This window comes from Thalassospira sp. UBA1131, from assembly GCF_002311515.1.
GTDB lineage: Bacteria > Pseudomonadota > Alphaproteobacteria > Rhodospirillales > Thalassospiraceae > Thalassospira.
Window position 1 is genome coordinate 36,015 of record NZ_DCAO01000033.1, and the last position, 17,138, is coordinate 53,152.

Annotated in this window: 13 protein-coding genes; 7 read left to right on the top strand and 6 right to left on the bottom strand. The window is 54.7% G+C overall.

The genetic code is table 11. From position 1 onward, the window contains the following. From B3Z49_RS04920 to B3Z49_RS04940, 5 genes are all read left to right on the top strand, one after another. Window positions 1-1,192: penicillin-binding protein 1A (locus B3Z49_RS04920; RefSeq protein WP_296988574.1), on the top strand; the 1,192-nt coding region annotated here is incomplete at its 5' end. A 250-nt stretch (window positions 1,193-1,442) separates the two neighbouring features. Next, window positions 1,443-3,014, top strand: coding sequence for an alkaline phosphatase D family protein (locus B3Z49_RS04925; protein ID WP_008890623.1), 1,572 nt, complete (start codon window positions 1,443-1,445; stop codon window positions 3,012-3,014). 171 nt (window positions 3,015-3,185) lie between these two features. Beyond that, a protein-coding gene (gene prfB / locus B3Z49_RS04930; RefSeq protein WP_120226253.1) for a peptide chain release factor 2 occupies window positions 3,186-4,314 on the top strand; the annotation gives its coding sequence in 2 pieces (ribosomal slippage) (window positions 3,186-3,254 and window positions 3,256-4,314; 1,128 coding nt in all). Between the two features lie 254 nt (window positions 4,315-4,568). Then, a complete protein-coding gene (locus B3Z49_RS04935) occupies window positions 4,569-4,823 on the top strand; it encodes a hypothetical protein (RefSeq protein WP_008890625.1) in 255 nt (84 codons plus the stop codon). A gap of 118 nt (window positions 4,824-4,941) precedes the next feature. Further along, a complete protein-coding gene (locus B3Z49_RS04940) occupies window positions 4,942-5,580 on the top strand; it encodes a nucleoside deaminase (RefSeq protein WP_296988576.1) in 639 nt (212 codons plus the stop codon). On the opposite strand, the gene B3Z49_RS04945 is transcribed toward B3Z49_RS04940, so the two are convergent. Continuing rightward, complete coding sequence (locus tag B3Z49_RS04945) at window positions 5,581-7,719, bottom strand: methyl-accepting chemotaxis protein (protein WP_296988578.1); 2,139 nt, start codon at window positions 7,717-7,719, stop codon at window positions 5,581-5,583. 272 nt (window positions 7,720-7,991) lie between these two features. Here B3Z49_RS04945 and B3Z49_RS04950 point away from each other — a divergent pair, with 272 nt between their 5' ends. Together B3Z49_RS04950 and B3Z49_RS04955 are read left to right on the top strand one after the other, a co-directional pair. Further along, the gene (locus tag B3Z49_RS04950; RefSeq protein ID WP_296988579.1) at window positions 7,992-9,479 is read left to right on the top strand and encodes a DNA-3-methyladenine glycosylase 2 family protein; all 1,488 of its coding nucleotides are present in this window, start codon (window positions 7,992-7,994) and stop codon (window positions 9,477-9,479) included. Between the two features lie 2 nt (window positions 9,480-9,481). Further along, entirely contained in the window at window positions 9,482-10,003 is a 522-nt protein-coding gene (locus B3Z49_RS04955) for a methylated-DNA--[protein]-cysteine S-methyltransferase (RefSeq protein WP_296988580.1), read from the top strand. Between the two features lie 61 nt (window positions 10,004-10,064). Here the strand turns inward: B3Z49_RS04955 and adhP are convergent, their stop codons facing one another. The 5 genes from adhP to B3Z49_RS04980 form a co-directional block, all read right to left on the bottom strand. Then, a complete protein-coding gene (adhP, locus tag B3Z49_RS04960) occupies window positions 10,065-11,087 on the bottom strand; it encodes an alcohol dehydrogenase AdhP (RefSeq protein WP_296988581.1) in 1,023 nt (340 codons plus the stop codon). Between the two features lie 139 nt (window positions 11,088-11,226). Further along, window positions 11,227-12,054: a ferritin-like domain-containing protein gene (locus tag B3Z49_RS04965; RefSeq protein ID WP_296988583.1), complete on the bottom strand. Its 828-nt coding sequence runs from the start codon at window positions 12,052-12,054 to the stop codon at window positions 11,227-11,229. Between the two features lie 138 nt (window positions 12,055-12,192). Next, a complete protein-coding gene (locus B3Z49_RS04970) occupies window positions 12,193-12,963 on the bottom strand; it encodes a response regulator (RefSeq protein WP_008890637.1) in 771 nt (256 codons plus the stop codon). A gap of 226 nt (window positions 12,964-13,189) precedes the next feature. Further along, complete coding sequence (gene bcp / locus B3Z49_RS04975; RefSeq protein WP_063088296.1) at window positions 13,190-13,654, bottom strand: thioredoxin-dependent thiol peroxidase; 465 nt, start codon at window positions 13,652-13,654, stop codon at window positions 13,190-13,192. Between the two features lie 89 nt (window positions 13,655-13,743). Continuing rightward, entirely contained in the window at window positions 13,744-16,719 is a 2,976-nt protein-coding gene (locus B3Z49_RS04980) for a bifunctional [glutamine synthetase] adenylyltransferase/[glutamine synthetase]-adenylyl-L-tyrosine phosphorylase (protein ID WP_296988585.1), read from the bottom strand. Window positions 16,720-17,138: the final 419 nt, after the last annotated feature.

Below are 17,138 nucleotides of genomic sequence, written 5' to 3' on the forward strand. Positions count from 1 at the left end.
TTTCGCTGAACTTGATGGCGAGACACTTCCGCCCAACACCTATGGCCTGCGCCAGATCCCGAACGTCAACGGTGGTCTGGTGGCGATGGATCCGCACACCGGTCGCGTACTGGCGATGTCGGGCGGTTTTTCGCACGATCTGTCGAAGTTCAACCGTGCGACACAGGCCCGCCGTCAGCCGGGTTCGGCCTTCAAGCCGTTTATTTATCTGGCGGCCCTGGACCAGGGCTTTACCCCGTCCACACTGGTGCTTGATGCGCCGTTTGTGATTGATCAGGGGCCGGGGCTCGGTAAATGGAAACCGGGCAACTATAGCGGCCAGTTCTATGGTCCTTCGACCATGCGCCTCGGTATCGAAAAATCGCGAAACCTGATGACGGTGCGTCTGGCACAGACCATCGGCATGCCGACGGTTGTCGATTATGCCGAACGGTTCGGTATTGTTGATGAAATGCCAGATGTCCTTTCGATGTCGCTTGGCGCTGCTGAAACGACGGTGATGCGTCTGACTGCGGCCTATGCCGAACTGGTCAATGGTGGCAAGAAAATCACCCCGACCCTGATTGACCGTATTCAGGATCGTCGCGGCAATGTGATCTATCGTCGTGACGAACGCGAATGCACCCTGTGTCAGGATGTGGAATTCCGCAATCAGATGCCGCCTGATCTGCCTGATACCCGTGAACAACTGACCGATCCGGCCAGTGCGTTCCAGATGGTCCACATCATGGAAGGCGTCATTTCGCGTGGTACCGGCCGGACAATTGCCGAACTTGGTTATCCGCTGGCCGGTAAAACCGGCACGACCAATGATTCGCGTGATGCATGGTTTGTCGGCTTCTCGCCCGACCTTGCCGTTGGCGTTTATGTCGGCTTTGACGACAACCGATCCCTTGGCGACAAGGAGCAGGGCGCAAGTGCCGCTGCCCCGATCTGGAAGGAATTCATGCGCGGTGCGCTGGAAGGCACCAAAGCCATTCCGTTCCGTACACCGCCGGGCATTCGCATGGTCCGTGTTGAATCGCGTACCGGCCTTCCGGCTGGCCCGGGTGCTCAGGACGTGATCTGGGAGGCCTTCAAACCCGGCACCATCCCGGCGTCAAACGACAATGTGATTGATGGCGGTTATAGCGGATCGGGCAATTCGGATAACAGCGCAGGCGCTGTGTCCGGTCCGGGCGGCATTTACTAGGCCGCGTGACAACGATCATATGGCGGCGAAATCCGCCGCTTAAATATCAACAAAGCCGGATGTGATCAGCATCCGGCTTTGTTCGTTCAGGGATGCGTTCATCTGAAAGAATTTGTTTTCAAATCAGGCCTTTCGCGACGTTGCGCTGTCATCAAACAATGACAAAACGATCAACCGGCTGACATCGCACTGTCATTTGATTTTGTCATTCTCCTCAAGGTGATTTTCATACCTTGAAGAGGGTTTCGTTATGTCGTTTCGACTTTCCCGCCGCAAATTTCTTGCCACCAGTGCAACAGCAGGTGCTGCATCCGCCATGGGTGGTTTCTTTATGCCATCTATTTCCCGTGCTGCTGATCGGCCGATGATTACCCATGGGGTGCAAAGCGGTGATGTGACCGCCAATACCGCCTGCATCTGGGGGCGTGCGGATCGTGCATCACGCATGATCACTGAAATCGCAACCACCGAAGGCTTCAAAAATTCGGTCCGCATCCCGCATGTCGATGTGCTGCCGGAACGTGATTTTGCCGGCAAGCTTGCGCTGGCGGACCTACCTGCCGGCCAGGATGTCTTTTACAAGATCCATTTTGAAAACCTTGATGACGCACGCGCATCGTCCGAGCCGATCATTGGCCATTTCCGGACCGCACCGGCGGCGAAACGCAATATTCGGTTCGGTTGGTCAGGCGACACCGCCGGGCAGGGCTGGGGCATTGATGAAGACCGTGGCGGCATGAAAACCTATGCCACCATTGCCAAACACAACCCGGATTTCTTCATCCATTCCGGTGATACCATCTATGCCGATGGTCCGTTTGCCGAAACCCAGAAAACCCCGGATGGACAGATTTGGAAAAACATCACCACCGAAGACACCGCCAAGGTTGCCGAAACCATTGACGAGTTTCGCGGCAACTACAAATACAACATGCTTGATCAGCATCTGCGCGAATTCAACCGCCTGATCCCGGTTTACTATCAATGGGATGACCACGAAGTCACCAACAACTGGTATCCCGGCGAGATGCTGCTTGGCGATGATCGCTATACCGAAAAATCAGCATCCCTTCTGGCAGCACGGGCAAACCGTGCATTCCGCGAAATGTTACCCGTCACCGAACACGCATCCGAACCGGGGCGAGTGTATCGCAAGGTGTCGTATGGTCCGTCCTTGGAAATTTTCTTCCTCGATATGCGAACCTATCGCGGCACCAACGATGCCAATAACAGTGCAACACCGACAGACAATACCGACTTCCTTGGGCGTGCGCAGATGGAATGGCTCAAACGTGGTCTTTTGAACTCCAAGGCGACCTGGAAAGTCATCGCGGCTGACATGCCGATTGGCATGATTGTCTATGATGACTGGAAAAACAAAAGCACGTTTGAAAACCTTGCCAATGGCGATGGTGCGCCTGCCGGACGTGAGCTTGAAATTGTTGAACTGCTGCGCTTTATCAAGAATGCCAAAATCAACAATACCGTCTGGTTGACGGCGGACGTGCATTACACCGCTGCCCATTACTATGACCCGAACAAGGCGCAGTTCCAGGACTTCGAACCGTTCTGGGAATTTGTATCCGGTCCGCTTCATGCCGGGACCTTTGGTCCCAGTGACATGGACAACACGTTCGGCCCGCAGGTGAAATTCACCAAGCACCCAACCAAGGAGCAGGGCGTTAACCTGCCACCATCCTATGGTTTGCAGTTCTTTGGTCTGGTCGATATCGATGCCGAAACGGAGCAGTTCCGCGTGTCGCTTCGCGATGTTGCCGACGAAGAACTTTATACCGTAACGCTGGATCCTGTTTTTGGCTGATCCCTTATCAGACCATCTGAGCTTTGTTGCGAAACCCGGCACAAATTCTGTGTCGGGTTTTTGCATGGTTGCAGGGGTTTCAAGCGGGACAAAAACTGTTATAAGCCACGCCGACATTGCTACATCTTTGATGTGGCAAAACAGATTTTCAGACGAATAACGGAGACATCAATGCGCGCCGAAGCACAGGCATTGGTCGATGAAATCAAGCAGTCGATGGCACTGCTGAGGAGGCATCTTTGACTGGGATAACGCTCTTAGACGCCTCGACGAACTGAACGCACTTGCCGAAGACCCGACCCTTTGGGACGATGCGGCAAACGCGCAAAAAGTCATGCGTGAACGTACCCAGCTTGATGACGCCATCAATGGTTATAAAAAGCTCGCCCAGGAGCTTGAAGACAGTGTTGGTCTGATCGAACTCGGCGAAGCCGAAGGCGACAACGAAACCGTCGAAGAGGCCGAAGAGGTTCTGCGCTCGATCCGCGACATCGCGGCAAAGCGTGAACTTGAAAGCCTGCTTTCTGGCGAGGCCGATGGCAACGATGCCTATCTCGAAATTCATGCCGGTGCTGGCGGGACCGAGGCCCAGGATTGGGCGTCGATGCTGGCGCGCATGTATTATCGTTGGGCGGAGTCCAAGGGCTACAAGCTTGAGATGCTTGAAGAAAGTGATGGCGAGGAAGCCGGTATCAAATCGGTGACCTACAAGATCACGGGTCATAATGCCTATGGCTGGCTCAAGAACGAGGTAGGTGTGCATCGTCTGGTGCGTATTTCGCCCTATGACAGTTCCGCACGCCGCCATACCAGCTTCTCGTCGGTGTGGGTTTATCCGGTGATCGATGACGATATCGAAATTGAAATCCTTGATAAGGATCTTCGTGTCGATACTTATCGTGCATCGGGTGCCGGTGGTCAGCACGTTAACAGAACCGATTCTGCTGTGCGTATCACCCATATCCCGACCGGTATTGTTGCCCAGTGTCAGAACGACCGTTCGCAGCACAAAAACCGCGATACCGCGATGAAGATGCTTAAAGCCCGTCTGTATGAGGCGGAGCTGCAAAAACGCGAAGCCGAGGCACAGGCTGTCGAAGACAGCAAAACCGATATCGGTTGGGGCCATCAAATCAGATCGTACGTCCTGCAGCCTTATCAGATGATCAAGGACCTGCGCACGGGCACAGAAACGTCTGATACCCAGGGCGTTCTGAACGGTGATCTTGATGCCTTTATGGCCGCTGCCCTTGCTGCCAAGGTCACCGGATCGGCCGGGGAAATCGAAGATATCGACTGATCGGCTATCCTGAACCACCTGCATTTAAAAACACCCCGTCAGGATTTGGCGGGGTGTTTTTTGTTTTTCGATGGCCAAACCGGCAGAAAATCGCAAATCGAGCGCAAATATCCCATTTCTGTCACAGAATTGCCGGATAGCTCTGCAACAGTGTGCTCAAGCGCGATCTGTCGCATACAACAAAACACCCGGGTAATACGGGACACGGGCAGGTCGTGCGGAGCAAACATCCATACTCTCACGGGAAGATCCAAATGGCCCATCAGTCCCATGGTCCGGTCGCGGTCGGCGACCAGTTCAAACTCGCTACACCCAACGGCCCGATTTTCGAAGTCATCAAAATCCGCGAAATGGCCCCGGTTGATCATGCGCTGATCACCAAGGTACGGGACCAGAAATCCCCGACGCTGATTGCGATCACCACCTTGCTTGATCGTGATTTCTATATTCCGGTTCCGCCGGAAAGACGCCAGATGCCTGATAATGATGGCATATTGCGTGGTCTTTGATTGTAAAGCGTATCGATAGGCTGTTTAGCGCCTGTTGATACGAAAAACAGGTTGGCTTGGCGGCCCGGACGCGATGAAATGGCAACATTTAGAATCACCGCCATCCGGGACCGCCAACATGACCGATACCAACGCTGATCAGAATATCCTCGACCGCCTGTTTTCCGTGCTGGAGGACGACATTCTGCCCAAAACCCGTGCCGGCGTATCGGGCGGCAACAAGCTGTTTGGTGCGGCGATCCTGCGCAAGGATGACCTTTCATTGGTCATTGCCGAAACCAACAATGAAACCGAAAATCCGCTCTGGCATGGCGAAGTCCATTGCCTGAAGCGGTTCTATGAAATGCCCTCTGATCAGCGCCCGGCGACGTCGGAGCTGATTTTTCTTTCGACGCATGAGCCGTGCTCCATGTGCCTGTCGGCCATCACCTGGGCCGGGTTTGATAATTTCTATTATTTCTTCTCGTATGAAGATTCGCGTGATGCCTTTGCCATTCCCCATGATCTGAAAATCATGAAGGAGGTCTTCACACTTGAGGACGGCGAATACAACAAATCCAATGCCTTCTGGGATAGCCATTCCATGATGGGCATGGTTGCCGATTTGGCCAGCGATCAGAAGGCCGCCTATGTGACACGCGCCAAGGCAATTTCGGATGAATATGACCGGTTGTCGGCCCAATATCAGGACAGCAAATCTGATAACNNGCGCCCCACTGTCAAGCGGGGCGAGTTTTGGTATTTACGGGCAGTTTGATCAGGCGGCACGAACCGTTGCGATGAAGCTGTCGACTTCTTTGCCAAGGCGGGCGGCCGATTTTGAAAGCTCTTGCGCGCTGGCCAGGACCTGGGTCGCGGAATGGCTTCCTTCATTTGCCGCCTTGGTGACATCGCCAATCGCATTGCTCACTTCCTGTGTGCCGTTGGCGGCCAGTGCGATGTTATGGCTAATCTCGTTCGTGGCGGCGTCCTGCTGCTCAACTGCTGCCGAAATCACGGTCGAGCTTTGCTTGTTGTTTTCAATGACATCGCTGATTTCATCAACCGCGGTGACCATTGTGTTGGTAATGCCCTGTACCTTTTCGATCTGGGCGGTGATGTTTTCGGTCGCACGCGCCGTCTGGTTGGCCAGGTTTTTCACTTCCTGTGCGACAACGACAAACCCCTTGCCGGCATCCCCTGCACGTGCTGCCTCAATGGTGGCGTTTAGGGCCAGAAGATTGGTTTGTTCGGCAATGTCCTGGATCAGTTCCACCACGCTGGAAATTTCGCGTACAGCACCTGCAAGCCCGTTTGCCGTTTCGCGGGTCGAACTTGCGGTTTCTGTGGCCCGGGTGGTTATGTTCGTTGCGTTCTGGACCTGCGCGCTGATTTCGCGAATGGATGCGGTCATCTCTTCGCAGGCAGATGCCACCGTTTCGACATTTGTACTGGCAAGACCAGACGCATTTGACACAGACGTTGCCTGTGCATTGGTCTGTTCCATGATCGCGGTAAGGCCTTGGGCAGTTGCCTCAAGTTCGGTTGCCGCAGACGCCACAACTTTGACAATCGTGCCGACATTGTCCTGAAACGCATCGGCCAACTTGTTCATTTGTTCGCGCTTTTCTTTGGCGGCCTGCACCTTGGCTTGCTCGGCTTCGGCCTCAAGTTCCTTGGCCCGGATCATGTTCTTTTTAAAGACTTCGGTTGCCTTGGCGATGTCGCCAATTTCATCAGGACGATCGGTGCCAAAGACTTCGGTATCAAGCTTGCCATCGGCAAGGGTGCCAAGGTTGCCGACAATTTTTTTGATCGGTTGGGTCACCGAACGGGCAAAGAGGATACTCGCCGCGATGCCAAGCACTGCCAAAAGGCCGACAATCACAGCCGCAATCATCAGGGCACGATAAACCGGTGCAAACGCCTCGGCAGTGTCAATCTCGCCCAGAACAATCCAATCGACGCCATTGAACTGGATCGGCATATACGCCGAAATTACCGGAACACCCCGGTAATCAACAATTTCGTGAATGCCGCTATTGCCTGCCAGTGCATCGCGGGTTGCATCCTCGTTCACACGGGTCTTAAGGATCGTGCTTTCCTCTGAAAATCGAGAGTCACTTCGCATCAACCCGTCTTCACCAACGATATAGGTTTCACCACTTTCGCCCATACCAACCGATGCATTCATAATGCTGTTGATGCGTGAAATTGGCATCTGTAAGGCAATCACACCAAGCAATTCGCCTGCTTCAGACCGGACTTGATGGGCGATGAAACTGGCCGGTGCATCAGCACTGGGTGCATAGGGGCTGAAATCAGTAAAGGCGATGTCCTTGGGGGAATTCAGCGCCAGTGTGTCACGAAATACCCGGCCCAGATCGGTCTCCGCCCATTCGCCTGTTTTAAGGTTGGTGGCAAAGTCCGCTTCCTTGAAGACAGAATAGACAAGCTCCCCATCGGCACGGATCAGGAAGATGTCGTAATAGCCTTTGAGTTCAAGAAACTCGCGAAAATGCGGGTGATAGGTCCGATGGGCCTGGCTCCAGTCCGACCCATCCCCGGCATCGGTCAGAAGATGCTTTTCGCCAAGCGGGTGGCTGTTCTCGGTTATATAAAGGTTTTGCAGGGTGGCCATCGGATTGCCATCCAGCTGTTCCCAGCTTCGCGAAAAAGCGTTTAGCGCATCTCGGGTAAAGCCACTATCTGCCTCGATGATCAGGTCTTCTTCAATCGATGTCAGGTAGGACTGGATCGACTCTTTGCGCGCATCCGTAAGCGCCAGAAGCTTGTTCTGCACTTCGGTTTTCTGGGTGACCCAAAGTTCAAAGGATAAAATTCCGCCAGCGCTCAGTGCCGTCAGCAGGATCAGGCCTGCAATGATCGTCGGTAGCTTCACCGAAATACGTTTCATGACATTTCCTCTCGCATTGCCGTTGCCCTGTTCCAGAGTTCTGGTCGGCTTGCACCCGTGGTTTAAAAGCAACAAAATGTGCCGCGGGTTTCTTTATTCGCTTTTTTGACGACGCGAAAATATCCCAATTTAGGGACAATACTTGTTTCTTGAGTATTCAATCATTAAACGCAAAAGTTGAAGTGTGATTAATTATATTCTCAAAAAGGTTTTAAAACGTCTGAGTCCGAATCTGGCGAGTTTTATCGTGCAGTTCTGCTAAACTGCGCGGCATGGAACAGCTCAATAACGATATTTGCTATCAGGCACTCAAAACCCGGGACCGTCGGTTTGACGGGCGGTTTTATACTGCGGTTCGGACCACCGGGATTTTCTGTCGCCCGATTTGCCCGGCGGTGACGCCCAAACGCGACAATGTCGAATTCTATCCCAGTGCTGAGGCCGCAATTGCCCATGGATTTCGGCCATGTCTGCGCTGCCGCCCCGAAGCCGCGCCGGGCAGCCCGGCAAGTGCCGGTGTGCATGCCACGGTCGTCCGTGCGGTACGCCTGATTGATCAGGGTGTGCTTGAAAATGGCTCGATCACTGATCTGGCTGACCGGCTTGGTGTCGGGGACCGGCATTTGCGGCGTATTTTCAAGGAACATACCGGTGTCACGCCGCAAGAACACGCCAAAGCACGCCGCCTGTTGCGGGCCCGTCAGTTGATTGTCGATAGCAACCTGACCATGACTGAAATCGCTGATATCGCCGGTTTCGGCAGTTTGCGTCGCTTTAACGATGCGATGAAACAGGCTTATGGGCAGGCCCCAACCGCCTTTCGGCGCGGTGTCAAAACCGTGAGCCCAGAAAAACCGGGGTCGGATGATCCGTTTGCTGCGCGTAATGATGATTTGATTTTACGTCTGCGTGCCCGCCAGCCCTTTGATGCGGACTATCTTCTGAGCTTCTTCCGCGCACGTGCCATTCCGGGCCTGGAGACCGTTCGTGAACGCACCTATGCGCGCGGTTTCAAAATTGATGGCAAGCTCGGCTTGATGATCTGTCATTTTAGCGCGGATCAAGCCGGCGTGGATGTCATTTTGCGTGGCCCGGCCCGCGAGGCGGTGCTTGAAATCGGTGCAAGAGTGCGCAGACTTTTTGATCTTGATGCCGATGTGCCGTCCATCACCGCACAGTTTTCCGACGATGCCTTGCTGGCACCCTTGGTAGAAAAACGACCCGGTCTGCGTGTGCCCGGATGCTGGGACCGGTTTGAACTCGCCCTTCGGGCCGTTTTGGGCCAACAGGTTTCGGTCGCGGCGGCGCGTACCTTGGCCGGGCGGCTTGTGGCCCGCTTTGGCGATGCCTTGCCCGATGATCTGATCAATGGGACGGGGATCACCCATGTCTTTCCGGCACCGGAAAGTCTGATCGGGCAGGAACTGATCCCAATTGGTTTGACCACGCGCCGGGCCCAGACCCTTGCCGACGTGATTGATCTGTTTGCAAGACCGGATTGTGATCAGCTGTCTGGGGAGGAGCTGATTGGCGCCATGACCGCGATCAAGGGCATTGGGCCCTGGACCTTGAACTATTTTGGCCTGCGCGGGCTTGGGGATCCGGATGCCTTTCCGGCGGCGGACCTTGGCATCCTGAAGGCATCAGGCATGGGCGGTGGGCCGGACAAGGCCAAGGCACTGGAAAGCATTTCGGAAAACTGGCGGCCATGGCGGGCATATGCCGCGCAATATCTTTGGTCCGCATTGGAAGGAGAATGACGATGTCCACCCAAATCAACGTCGTGCGTTATGCCAGCCCGATCGGTAAACTGTCGCTCGCCTCAATTGATGGCAAGCTGGTGCATGTTGATTTCGAAGACAACGATGATCGCCTGAAAACCATTCAGACACGGCGGTTCAAGAACCTTGAATGGACGGAGGGCGGCGCGGCACCGGACCCGGTCACTGACTGGCTGGATGGCTATTTCGCCGGATCCGTCGGCGTGCTGCCGATTGATGCGATCAATATGGTCGGGACGGTGTTTCAGAAATCGGTTTGGGATGCCTTGGTCGATATCCCAAGCGGGAAAAGCATTTCATACGCCGGGCTTGCCGACCAACTAGGCAACCCCAAGGCGGTTCGGGCGGTGGCGCGGGCCAACGCGCTGAACCCGGTATCAATCATTGTGCCGTGTCATCGGGTGATCGGATCGAATGGCACATTGACCGGCTATGCCGGTGGGCTTGATCGCAAGAAATGGTTACTCGATCACGAAGCCGCCATGCAGGCCAAGGCGGCCTGAACCCAAAAGAAAAGGCTGCCGGATGGCAGCCTTTTTGCAGTCGAAATAGTGCCTTAGTCGATCAGATCGACATGACGATACGGCCATCAATCTTGCCATCGCGCATGCGATCAAAGATCGAGTTGATGTTTTCCATCGGCTCGGTCGTGAAGTGGGAATGCACTTTGCCATCACCTGCGAAATCAAGTGCTTCCTGAAGGTCGGCGCGGGTGCCGACGATCGATCCACGGATGGTCTTGCGTGACAGGACCGTATCGAAAATATCAAGTTCGAACGTTCCCGGGGGCAAGCCGCAAAGCGCCATGGTGCCGCCACGGCCCAGCATGCCTACACCCTGTTTGAAGGCTGCGCGGGACACGGCGGTGACAAGCACGCCATTGGCACCGCCCATCTGTTTTTGCACTTCGGAAACAACGTCGGTTTCGGCCGCGTTCAGTGTCCAGTCAGCACCAAGGTCTTTGGCGAGCTGAAGTTTCTCGTCGGCAATGTCAACAGCGATAACTTTCATGCCCATCGCCTTGGCGTATTGGACCGCCATATGGCCCAGTCCACCGACACCGGAAATCACCACCGTCTCGCCCGGCTTGCATTCAGTTTCCTTGAGCCCCTTATAGACCGTCACACCGGCACAGAGCACCGGGGCTGCATTGCCAAATTCAAGCGGATCGGGCAGGTGGCCAACATAGTTGGGATCGGCCAGGACATATTCGGCAAAGCCGCCATTCACCGAATAGCCGGTATTAAGCTGTTCCCCGCAAAGCGTTTCCCAACCCGTAACGCAGTGATGGCAATGCCCGCAGGCGGAATGCAGCCATGGCACGCCAACACGGTCGCCTTCCTTGACGGATGTCACGCCTTCGGCAACTTCGGCAACGATGCCGACACCCTCGTGACCCGGAATAAAGGGCGGGTTGGGTTTGACCGGCCAGTCGCCTTCGGCCGCGTGAAGGTCGGTATGGCAGACACCGGACGCTTCGATCTTGACCAGGATTTTTCCCGGCGTGACCTTGGGTACGGTGACTTCTTCAATCGACAGCGGCTTGCCAAACGCCCGAACGACGGCGGCTTTCATGGTGGAGGGCATGGTGACATCTCCTTGCTGATGATACGGAAAAGAACGTCTTTTCTTCAAATATCGCGAAGGGGAGTGTCGTTGATTTCAGATTGCATCACCATGAGGTGCATCAATTTTTTGATGAATTCTTATCAGGCACACAAAAGCCTTATGCGCCATCACCGTCAATGTCAGGCAATTCAAGGACATAGTCCTGATAATAGTCCGGCGGCATGCCTGCTTCATAGCGCGCTTCGTCATTAAACGGCGGTTTGAGCGGCCCGCGGAAATGCTTGCGCAGCATATCATGCCAGGTGGTGTAGTAGGGCAGGTCGCGCTGATCACAGACATATTCGTAATATTTCCGGCCCGCGGCGACATGGGCGATTTCATCATGGGCAATGATTTTAAGGATACGGGCACTTTCCGTATCCCCATGCGCCAAAAGCCGTTCAATGGTTGGCGGTGTGGCATCAAGGCCGCGCGCCTCAAACACCATCGGCACAACCGCCAGACGTGGCAGAATGTCATAGGCCGTATCCATCGATGTCTGCCAAAGCCCATCATGGGCGGGCAAATCTCCGTAGGCAGCACCCAGTTCCCCAAGGCGCTTGTTGATCATTTTGAAATGGCGCGCTTCGTCATCGGCGACCTGAACCCAGGCATCATGAAAATCACGTGGCATGTCTGCGTCGGGAAAGCGCACACACAGATCCCATGCCAGATCAATCGCGTTCAGTTCGATATGGGCCAGCGCATGCAAAAGCCCGATGCGGCCCTGAACGCTGCCTTTCTTGCGTTTGGGCATCTTGTTGGGCGGCAGCAATTCCGGCTTTGCCGGGCGACCGGGACGATCGGGCAGGTCGGTTGAACCCACTTCAGTGATCTCGCCATTGCGCCACATCGCCGCCATTTCGGCAGTGACATCGGCCTTCTCGGTGGCGTTTTCGGTCAGAAGGGCACGCTTGGCAGCATCCGCAAGGGTCAGTTTGGTCATGATCGTCCGAAGTATGGGATTAAGGTTCACGTGCGCTTTGTCTGCCACTTGGCGGCCATCGGGTCAATTGGCAAACAAAAAGGGCGGCCCACCATAAAGGTTCAGACCGCCCTTTGAAATCGTTTGGCGCATGCGCAATCAGGTGATGTTAAAGCGCGCCAGTGCCTCTGCCAGATCCTCGCCAAAGGCATTGCCCTTGCGGATGATCGCGGTCCGGCACGGCAGATCCTGAAGCGACGGATGGTTCGGCGCATCCGAGGTCAGAACTGCGGTCGGAATGCCGCGCGTTTTCGGCATCGCCTGCAGGGCATTGGCCAGATCGACACCGGTCAGTTCATCAATGGTCTTGGCGACAATGATGAAATCCGGACGGGTGCGCACGGCAAGTTCGATCGCCTCGAACGATGTCTGGGTGACGGAACTGCGATAACCACAAGCGGCCAATTCGCGTTCCAGAATGGTTGCCAGGGAGCGTTGCGGAATGACCAGCAAGGCTTCGACATTGGCCTGCTTCAGCCAAGCCGGATCAATATCAGGGGTCCGTTTGGACGGCAGTTCGCGCACGAATTCGGCGGTGTCGGTCCCGCCAGCCGTCATGTCACCGTCAAGCAGGGACTGAATTTTGTCGACAAAGGCCTGGATGTCTTCAATCGCGCCTTCGTTCAGTTCCTTGCAGGTCGTGACGTAATCGGCAAGACGATGGCTGGTCAGGTTGATCAGCGGCGCTGATACTGACTTGCCCTTGTATCGCAGATTGAATATTTCGCGCTGGATGGCGGTCAGATGGGCGGGATCTTTTTTGCCGCGTGCGTTTTGCAGATGAACGTCAATCGAATTGATGATGTCATGTGCTTCGTCGCGAAAATCCGCCAGCATTTGATCGTCGAGATCAACAACATTGTTATTCATTTGATTACCCGCTTTGCCGGCATGCCGGTGAGTTTTCATCGAACAGGTGAGAATTAGACCTCACCCATCACTCCCATATCCGAATTGTTAGCTCGACAAACAAGGGATGGCAACAAAATCAGCAAAACGCAATACGGCCAGCCGTCTGAAAGAAAACGATTTTACCGCCAAAAAAACAAAGGCCCGGCAACTGATCGCCGGGCCTTGATACGAGAAAAATCTGAATTCAAAGGGCTTTGACGGCCTCAAGAACCTCGGCAACGTGGCCTTTGACCTTTACCTTGCGCCAGGCATTGCGAATGACGCCGTTGCCATCAATGACAAAGGTCGACCGCTCGATGCCCATGAATTTTTTGCCATACATGCTTTTCTCTTTCCAGACACCGTAATCCTCGCAAGTGGTGCCGTTCTCGTCGGATGCGAGAATGAAGTTCAGATCATGCTTGGCCTTGAATTTGTCGTGTCGGTCCGCACTGTCCTTGGAAATGCCGATGATCTGTGCATTCACAGCGCTGAAATCAGGTTCGGCATCGCGGAATTCGCAGGACTCGGTCGTGCAACCCGGCGTCATGTCCTTGGGATAGAAATAGATCACCACCGGTTTGCCTGCCAGATCCGACAGTTTCACGCTGCCATTGCCATCGGTTGGCAGTTCGAAATCCGGGGCCTTGTCACCAACATCAACTGTCATGGTCTATCCTTTAATCTTTTGGGACCGCATAGCGGCATGTTGCAACCGTGAAAATACAAAGCCTTATAAGGATGGCAAGGTTTGTTGGATCATTGCGGTGCATCTGTTGGTGCAATCTTTTCCGCGGGGGCTGCAACCACGCGATCATAGATCTCCTTGATGCGGGTTGCCGTCATTTCCATTTTGTCCTGAAGGCTTGCGAAATCATCACATTTACCGGCATTTGCCAGCATTTTTTGCAAATCCTCGCTGGCTTTTTCAGGATCAAACGGGCCCTCGGTCGTCAGGCGCAACATCGCCTGCAACGCCAGCCAGAATGATGCGGAATTGGCCAAAAACTCTGCTTCTTCGCCATCAAGGATACCCACCTTCGCCAGATTTTTGAAAACCTCGCGGGTTGTCGGTGACAGGACCTCCGGGTGGTCATGGGCATGGCGCAGTTGTAGATATTGCGCAATGAATTCCAGATCGACCAACCCGCCACGGCGCATCTTGATTGCCCACGGATGGTTGTCACCTTTGCCGGCCTCCATCCGGTTGCGCATATCATAGACTTCGCGCACCAGTTTGTCCGGATCGCGTTGCTTGCACAGCACGTCATTGGTCGTGGCCAATACCTTGTCACACAGCGCCTTGGGGCCATAAACCGCGCGCAATCGCGTCAGCGCCATGTGCTCCCACGTCCATGCTTCGTTGTTCTGATAGGTCTCGAAACTTTTGAAATGCGTCGCAAGCGGGCCCTTGGATCCGCTGGGGCGCAGGCGAAGGTCGGTTTCAAACAGAACCCCTTCGGCGGTCGGGGCCGACAGGGCGTTGATATAACGCTGGCTCAGTCGGATGAAATAGTGGCCCGGCGACAATGGTTTTTCGCCATCGGACTCTTCGGCATCTTCGGGTACCTCATAGATGAACACCATATCAAGGTCGGACCCGGGTGAAAGTTCCTGCCCGCCATGCTTGCCCAGTGCAAACACCGCAAGTCCGCCATCGGCAAACGAGCCATGTTTGGCGGCAAAATCGTCGGCAATACGCGGGAACAGTGCGCGAATGGCAACATCGGCAACATCGGCCAATGCACGGCCTGCTTCATGCGGGGTGTGACGGTTCTGGATGGTTTGCACATCAATTTGGAACTTCTGGTCGTTGGCCCATCGCCGCGCAGCATCAAGCCAGTCTTCGACCATGTCTTCGCGCGACAGACGGGCATCAAGTTCCGCCAGCATCGCATCCGCATCGGGCAGCTCTTCGTGGAAGCCCGACATCAAGACGTAATCAAGCACCGCGGCATTACGCCCGATATATTTCGCCATGCGCGGGGCGGTCCCGGCGATTTGGGCCAGTAGCTCAAGCAATTGCGGATGGGCGGTGAACAGCGAAAATAACTGCACACCGGCCGGCAGACCTTTGAGGAAGTCGTCAAAGGCACGAAATGCCATGTCCGGGTTTGTTGTTTTCCCAAGTGCTGCCAAAAGGGTCGGCATCAGTTCGGTCAGGATTTCACGCGCCCGGCGTGATCGGGTTGCCCGGTAACGGCCATGATGCCATCCCCGCACCGTGACCGATACGTTCTCGGCATTTTCAAAGCCCATCTCGCGCAGATTGACCAGGGTTTCCGGATCGTCTTCGGTACCCGTGAAGACGAGGTTGCCACTGGCACCGGCAAGGGTCGTGTCGTCTTCAAACAATTCAGCATAATTGTTTTCGACATTGCGCAGATGAAGCAGCAAGTCCGCCTTGAAGGCATCAAGCGTTTCATAGCCAAGGAAGGTCGCCAGTGCCAATAATCCCTGATCAGTATCGGGCAGGGTTTGGGTTTGCTGATCATTGATCATTTGCAGCCGGTGTTCGACCGTGCGCAGGAAATCATAGGCGGCCAGCATTTCGTCGCGGACTTGCTCGGAGACCTGACCGAACTTGGTCAGGGTGCGCAACGTGTCGCAGGTCGCCTTGCCGCGGAGCGCAATCTCGCGCCCGCCCCAAATCAGTTGTTGGGTCTGGGCAAAAAATTCGATCTCGCGGATGCCGCCACGGCCAAGCTTGATATTGTGACCGGGGATATTGATCTTGCTGCCGCCCTTGTGGGCATTGATCTGGCGCTTGATCGAATGGATGTCCTGAATGGCAATGAAATCAAGATGCTTGCGCCAGACAAAGGGGCGCAGGATTTCAAGGAATTCATTGCCTGAAACACGGTCGCCGCCGACAATGCGTGCCTTGATCATGGCCGCACGTTCCCAGTTCTGACCTACAGTTTCATAGTATGTTTCAGCCGCAATCATCGAAAGGATTGGTGGCGTTGATGCCGGGTCGGGACGCAGGCGCAAGTCAGTGCGGAAAACATATCCGTCGCCGGTGCGTTCTTCCATGATCCGGGTGATGTCGCGCACCATCCGCACCAGATCCTGATGAATGCGATCGGGGTCGATATAGGTCACCACATCCTGATCATAGAGGAAGATCAGGTCGATATCGGATGAATAGTTCAGCTCCCCGGCGCCGAGTTTCCCCATGCCAATCGCAAAGATCCCGGATCCCTCAAGCGGATTTTCCGGGTCGGGCAGGTCATATTTACGCAGCCGCGCCATGGCGGACAGGCAATGTGCCATGCTGAAATCAAGGGTGTATTCGGCCGTTTTACTGATTGCCGATGTGACCTGATCAAGTTTCCAGGCCTTGCAGATATCGGCAATCGCGATCACCAGTGCCGCGCGGCGTTTGGCGTGACGCACAGTCGCCATGGTGGTTGTCTGATCAAGATCGCGTGCATGTGCACTGACTTTCACGGGCTCAAGCGCGTTGGCAAAAGCCTGATCAAGGCCACTGTCAAACACGTCACAGACCGTATCGGGATCGCGCAGGCACAGATTGGTCAGATAGGGGCTGTTACCAAAAAGCGCCTCAAGAACCGCACGTTTTTGGGGATTGGACGCAATCTCGCCAATTTTGTCTGACAGGCTTTCAAACGCTGGTCGATCCGCCAGTGTGTTCCAGCGTTCGAGCGCATTGGTGACACGGTCGGCGTCAAAGGCTTTGGGCAGGTCCTGTGAAATCCAGGAAAGAGACACTTTTTGCGTTCCTTGTATTGCGAAATGGTCACAAACCGCGCTATGCAAAGGATTGAGCCTGATTGCATAATCTCTGCAAGGAGTAGGACGTCCTGATCAATAGGATGACTTATATGTTTCTAGCTTTTCTGTGATCGGACAAAAAGGGGTATAGATCAATAACTGTCTGGTATTTTAGGATCCAATGATCCATCGACAACCTTGCCAGACAAGAGAAGTTATTGATATCGCTACATATGACATCGGGAACACAAGGTAAAATGAGTGCGCCACGTTAAGACCTTTGCCGGATGGCTGGCGCTGACTTTATCAGCCATCGTCCTGTTTGTCGGCGTATTTGCAGCAGTCACGATCTGGCGGCTGTCCCAGGAACCTGTGTCCCTGCATCGTCTGACCCCGTATCTGGTTGATCATCTCAA

Bases quoted from the DNA above. Each gene is read 5' to 3' on its own strand.
- B3Z49_RS04935 (WP_008890625.1), top strand. From the start codon at position 4,569: ATGGCCCATCAGTCCCATGGTCCGGTCGCGGTCGGCGACCAGTTCAAA.
- B3Z49_RS04965 (WP_296988583.1), bottom strand. From the start codon at position 12,054: ATGACCAAACTGACCCTTGCGGATGCTGCCAAGCGTGCCCTTCTGACC.
- B3Z49_RS04950 (WP_296988579.1), top strand. From the start codon at position 7,992: ATGGAACAGCTCAATAACGATATTTGCTATCAGGCACTCAAAACCCGG.
- B3Z49_RS04970 (WP_008890637.1), bottom strand. From the start codon at position 12,963: ATGAATAACAATGTTGTTGATCTCGACGATCAAATGCTGGCGGATTTT.
- B3Z49_RS04955 (WP_296988580.1), top strand. From the start codon at position 9,482: ATGTCCACCCAAATCAACGTCGTGCGTTATGCCAGCCCGATCGGTAAA.
- B3Z49_RS04925 (WP_008890623.1), top strand. From the start codon at position 1,443: ATGTCGTTTCGACTTTCCCGCCGCAAATTTCTTGCCACCAGTGCAACA.
- adhP (WP_296988581.1), bottom strand. From the start codon at position 11,087: ATGCCCTCCACCATGAAAGCCGCCGTCGTTCGGGCGTTTGGCAAGCCG.
- B3Z49_RS04945 (WP_296988578.1), bottom strand. From the start codon at position 7,719: ATGAAACGTATTTCGGTGAAGCTACCGACGATCATTGCAGGCCTGATC.
- bcp (WP_063088296.1), bottom strand. From the start codon at position 13,654: ATGACAGTTGATGTTGGTGACAAGGCCCCGGATTTCGAACTGCCAACC.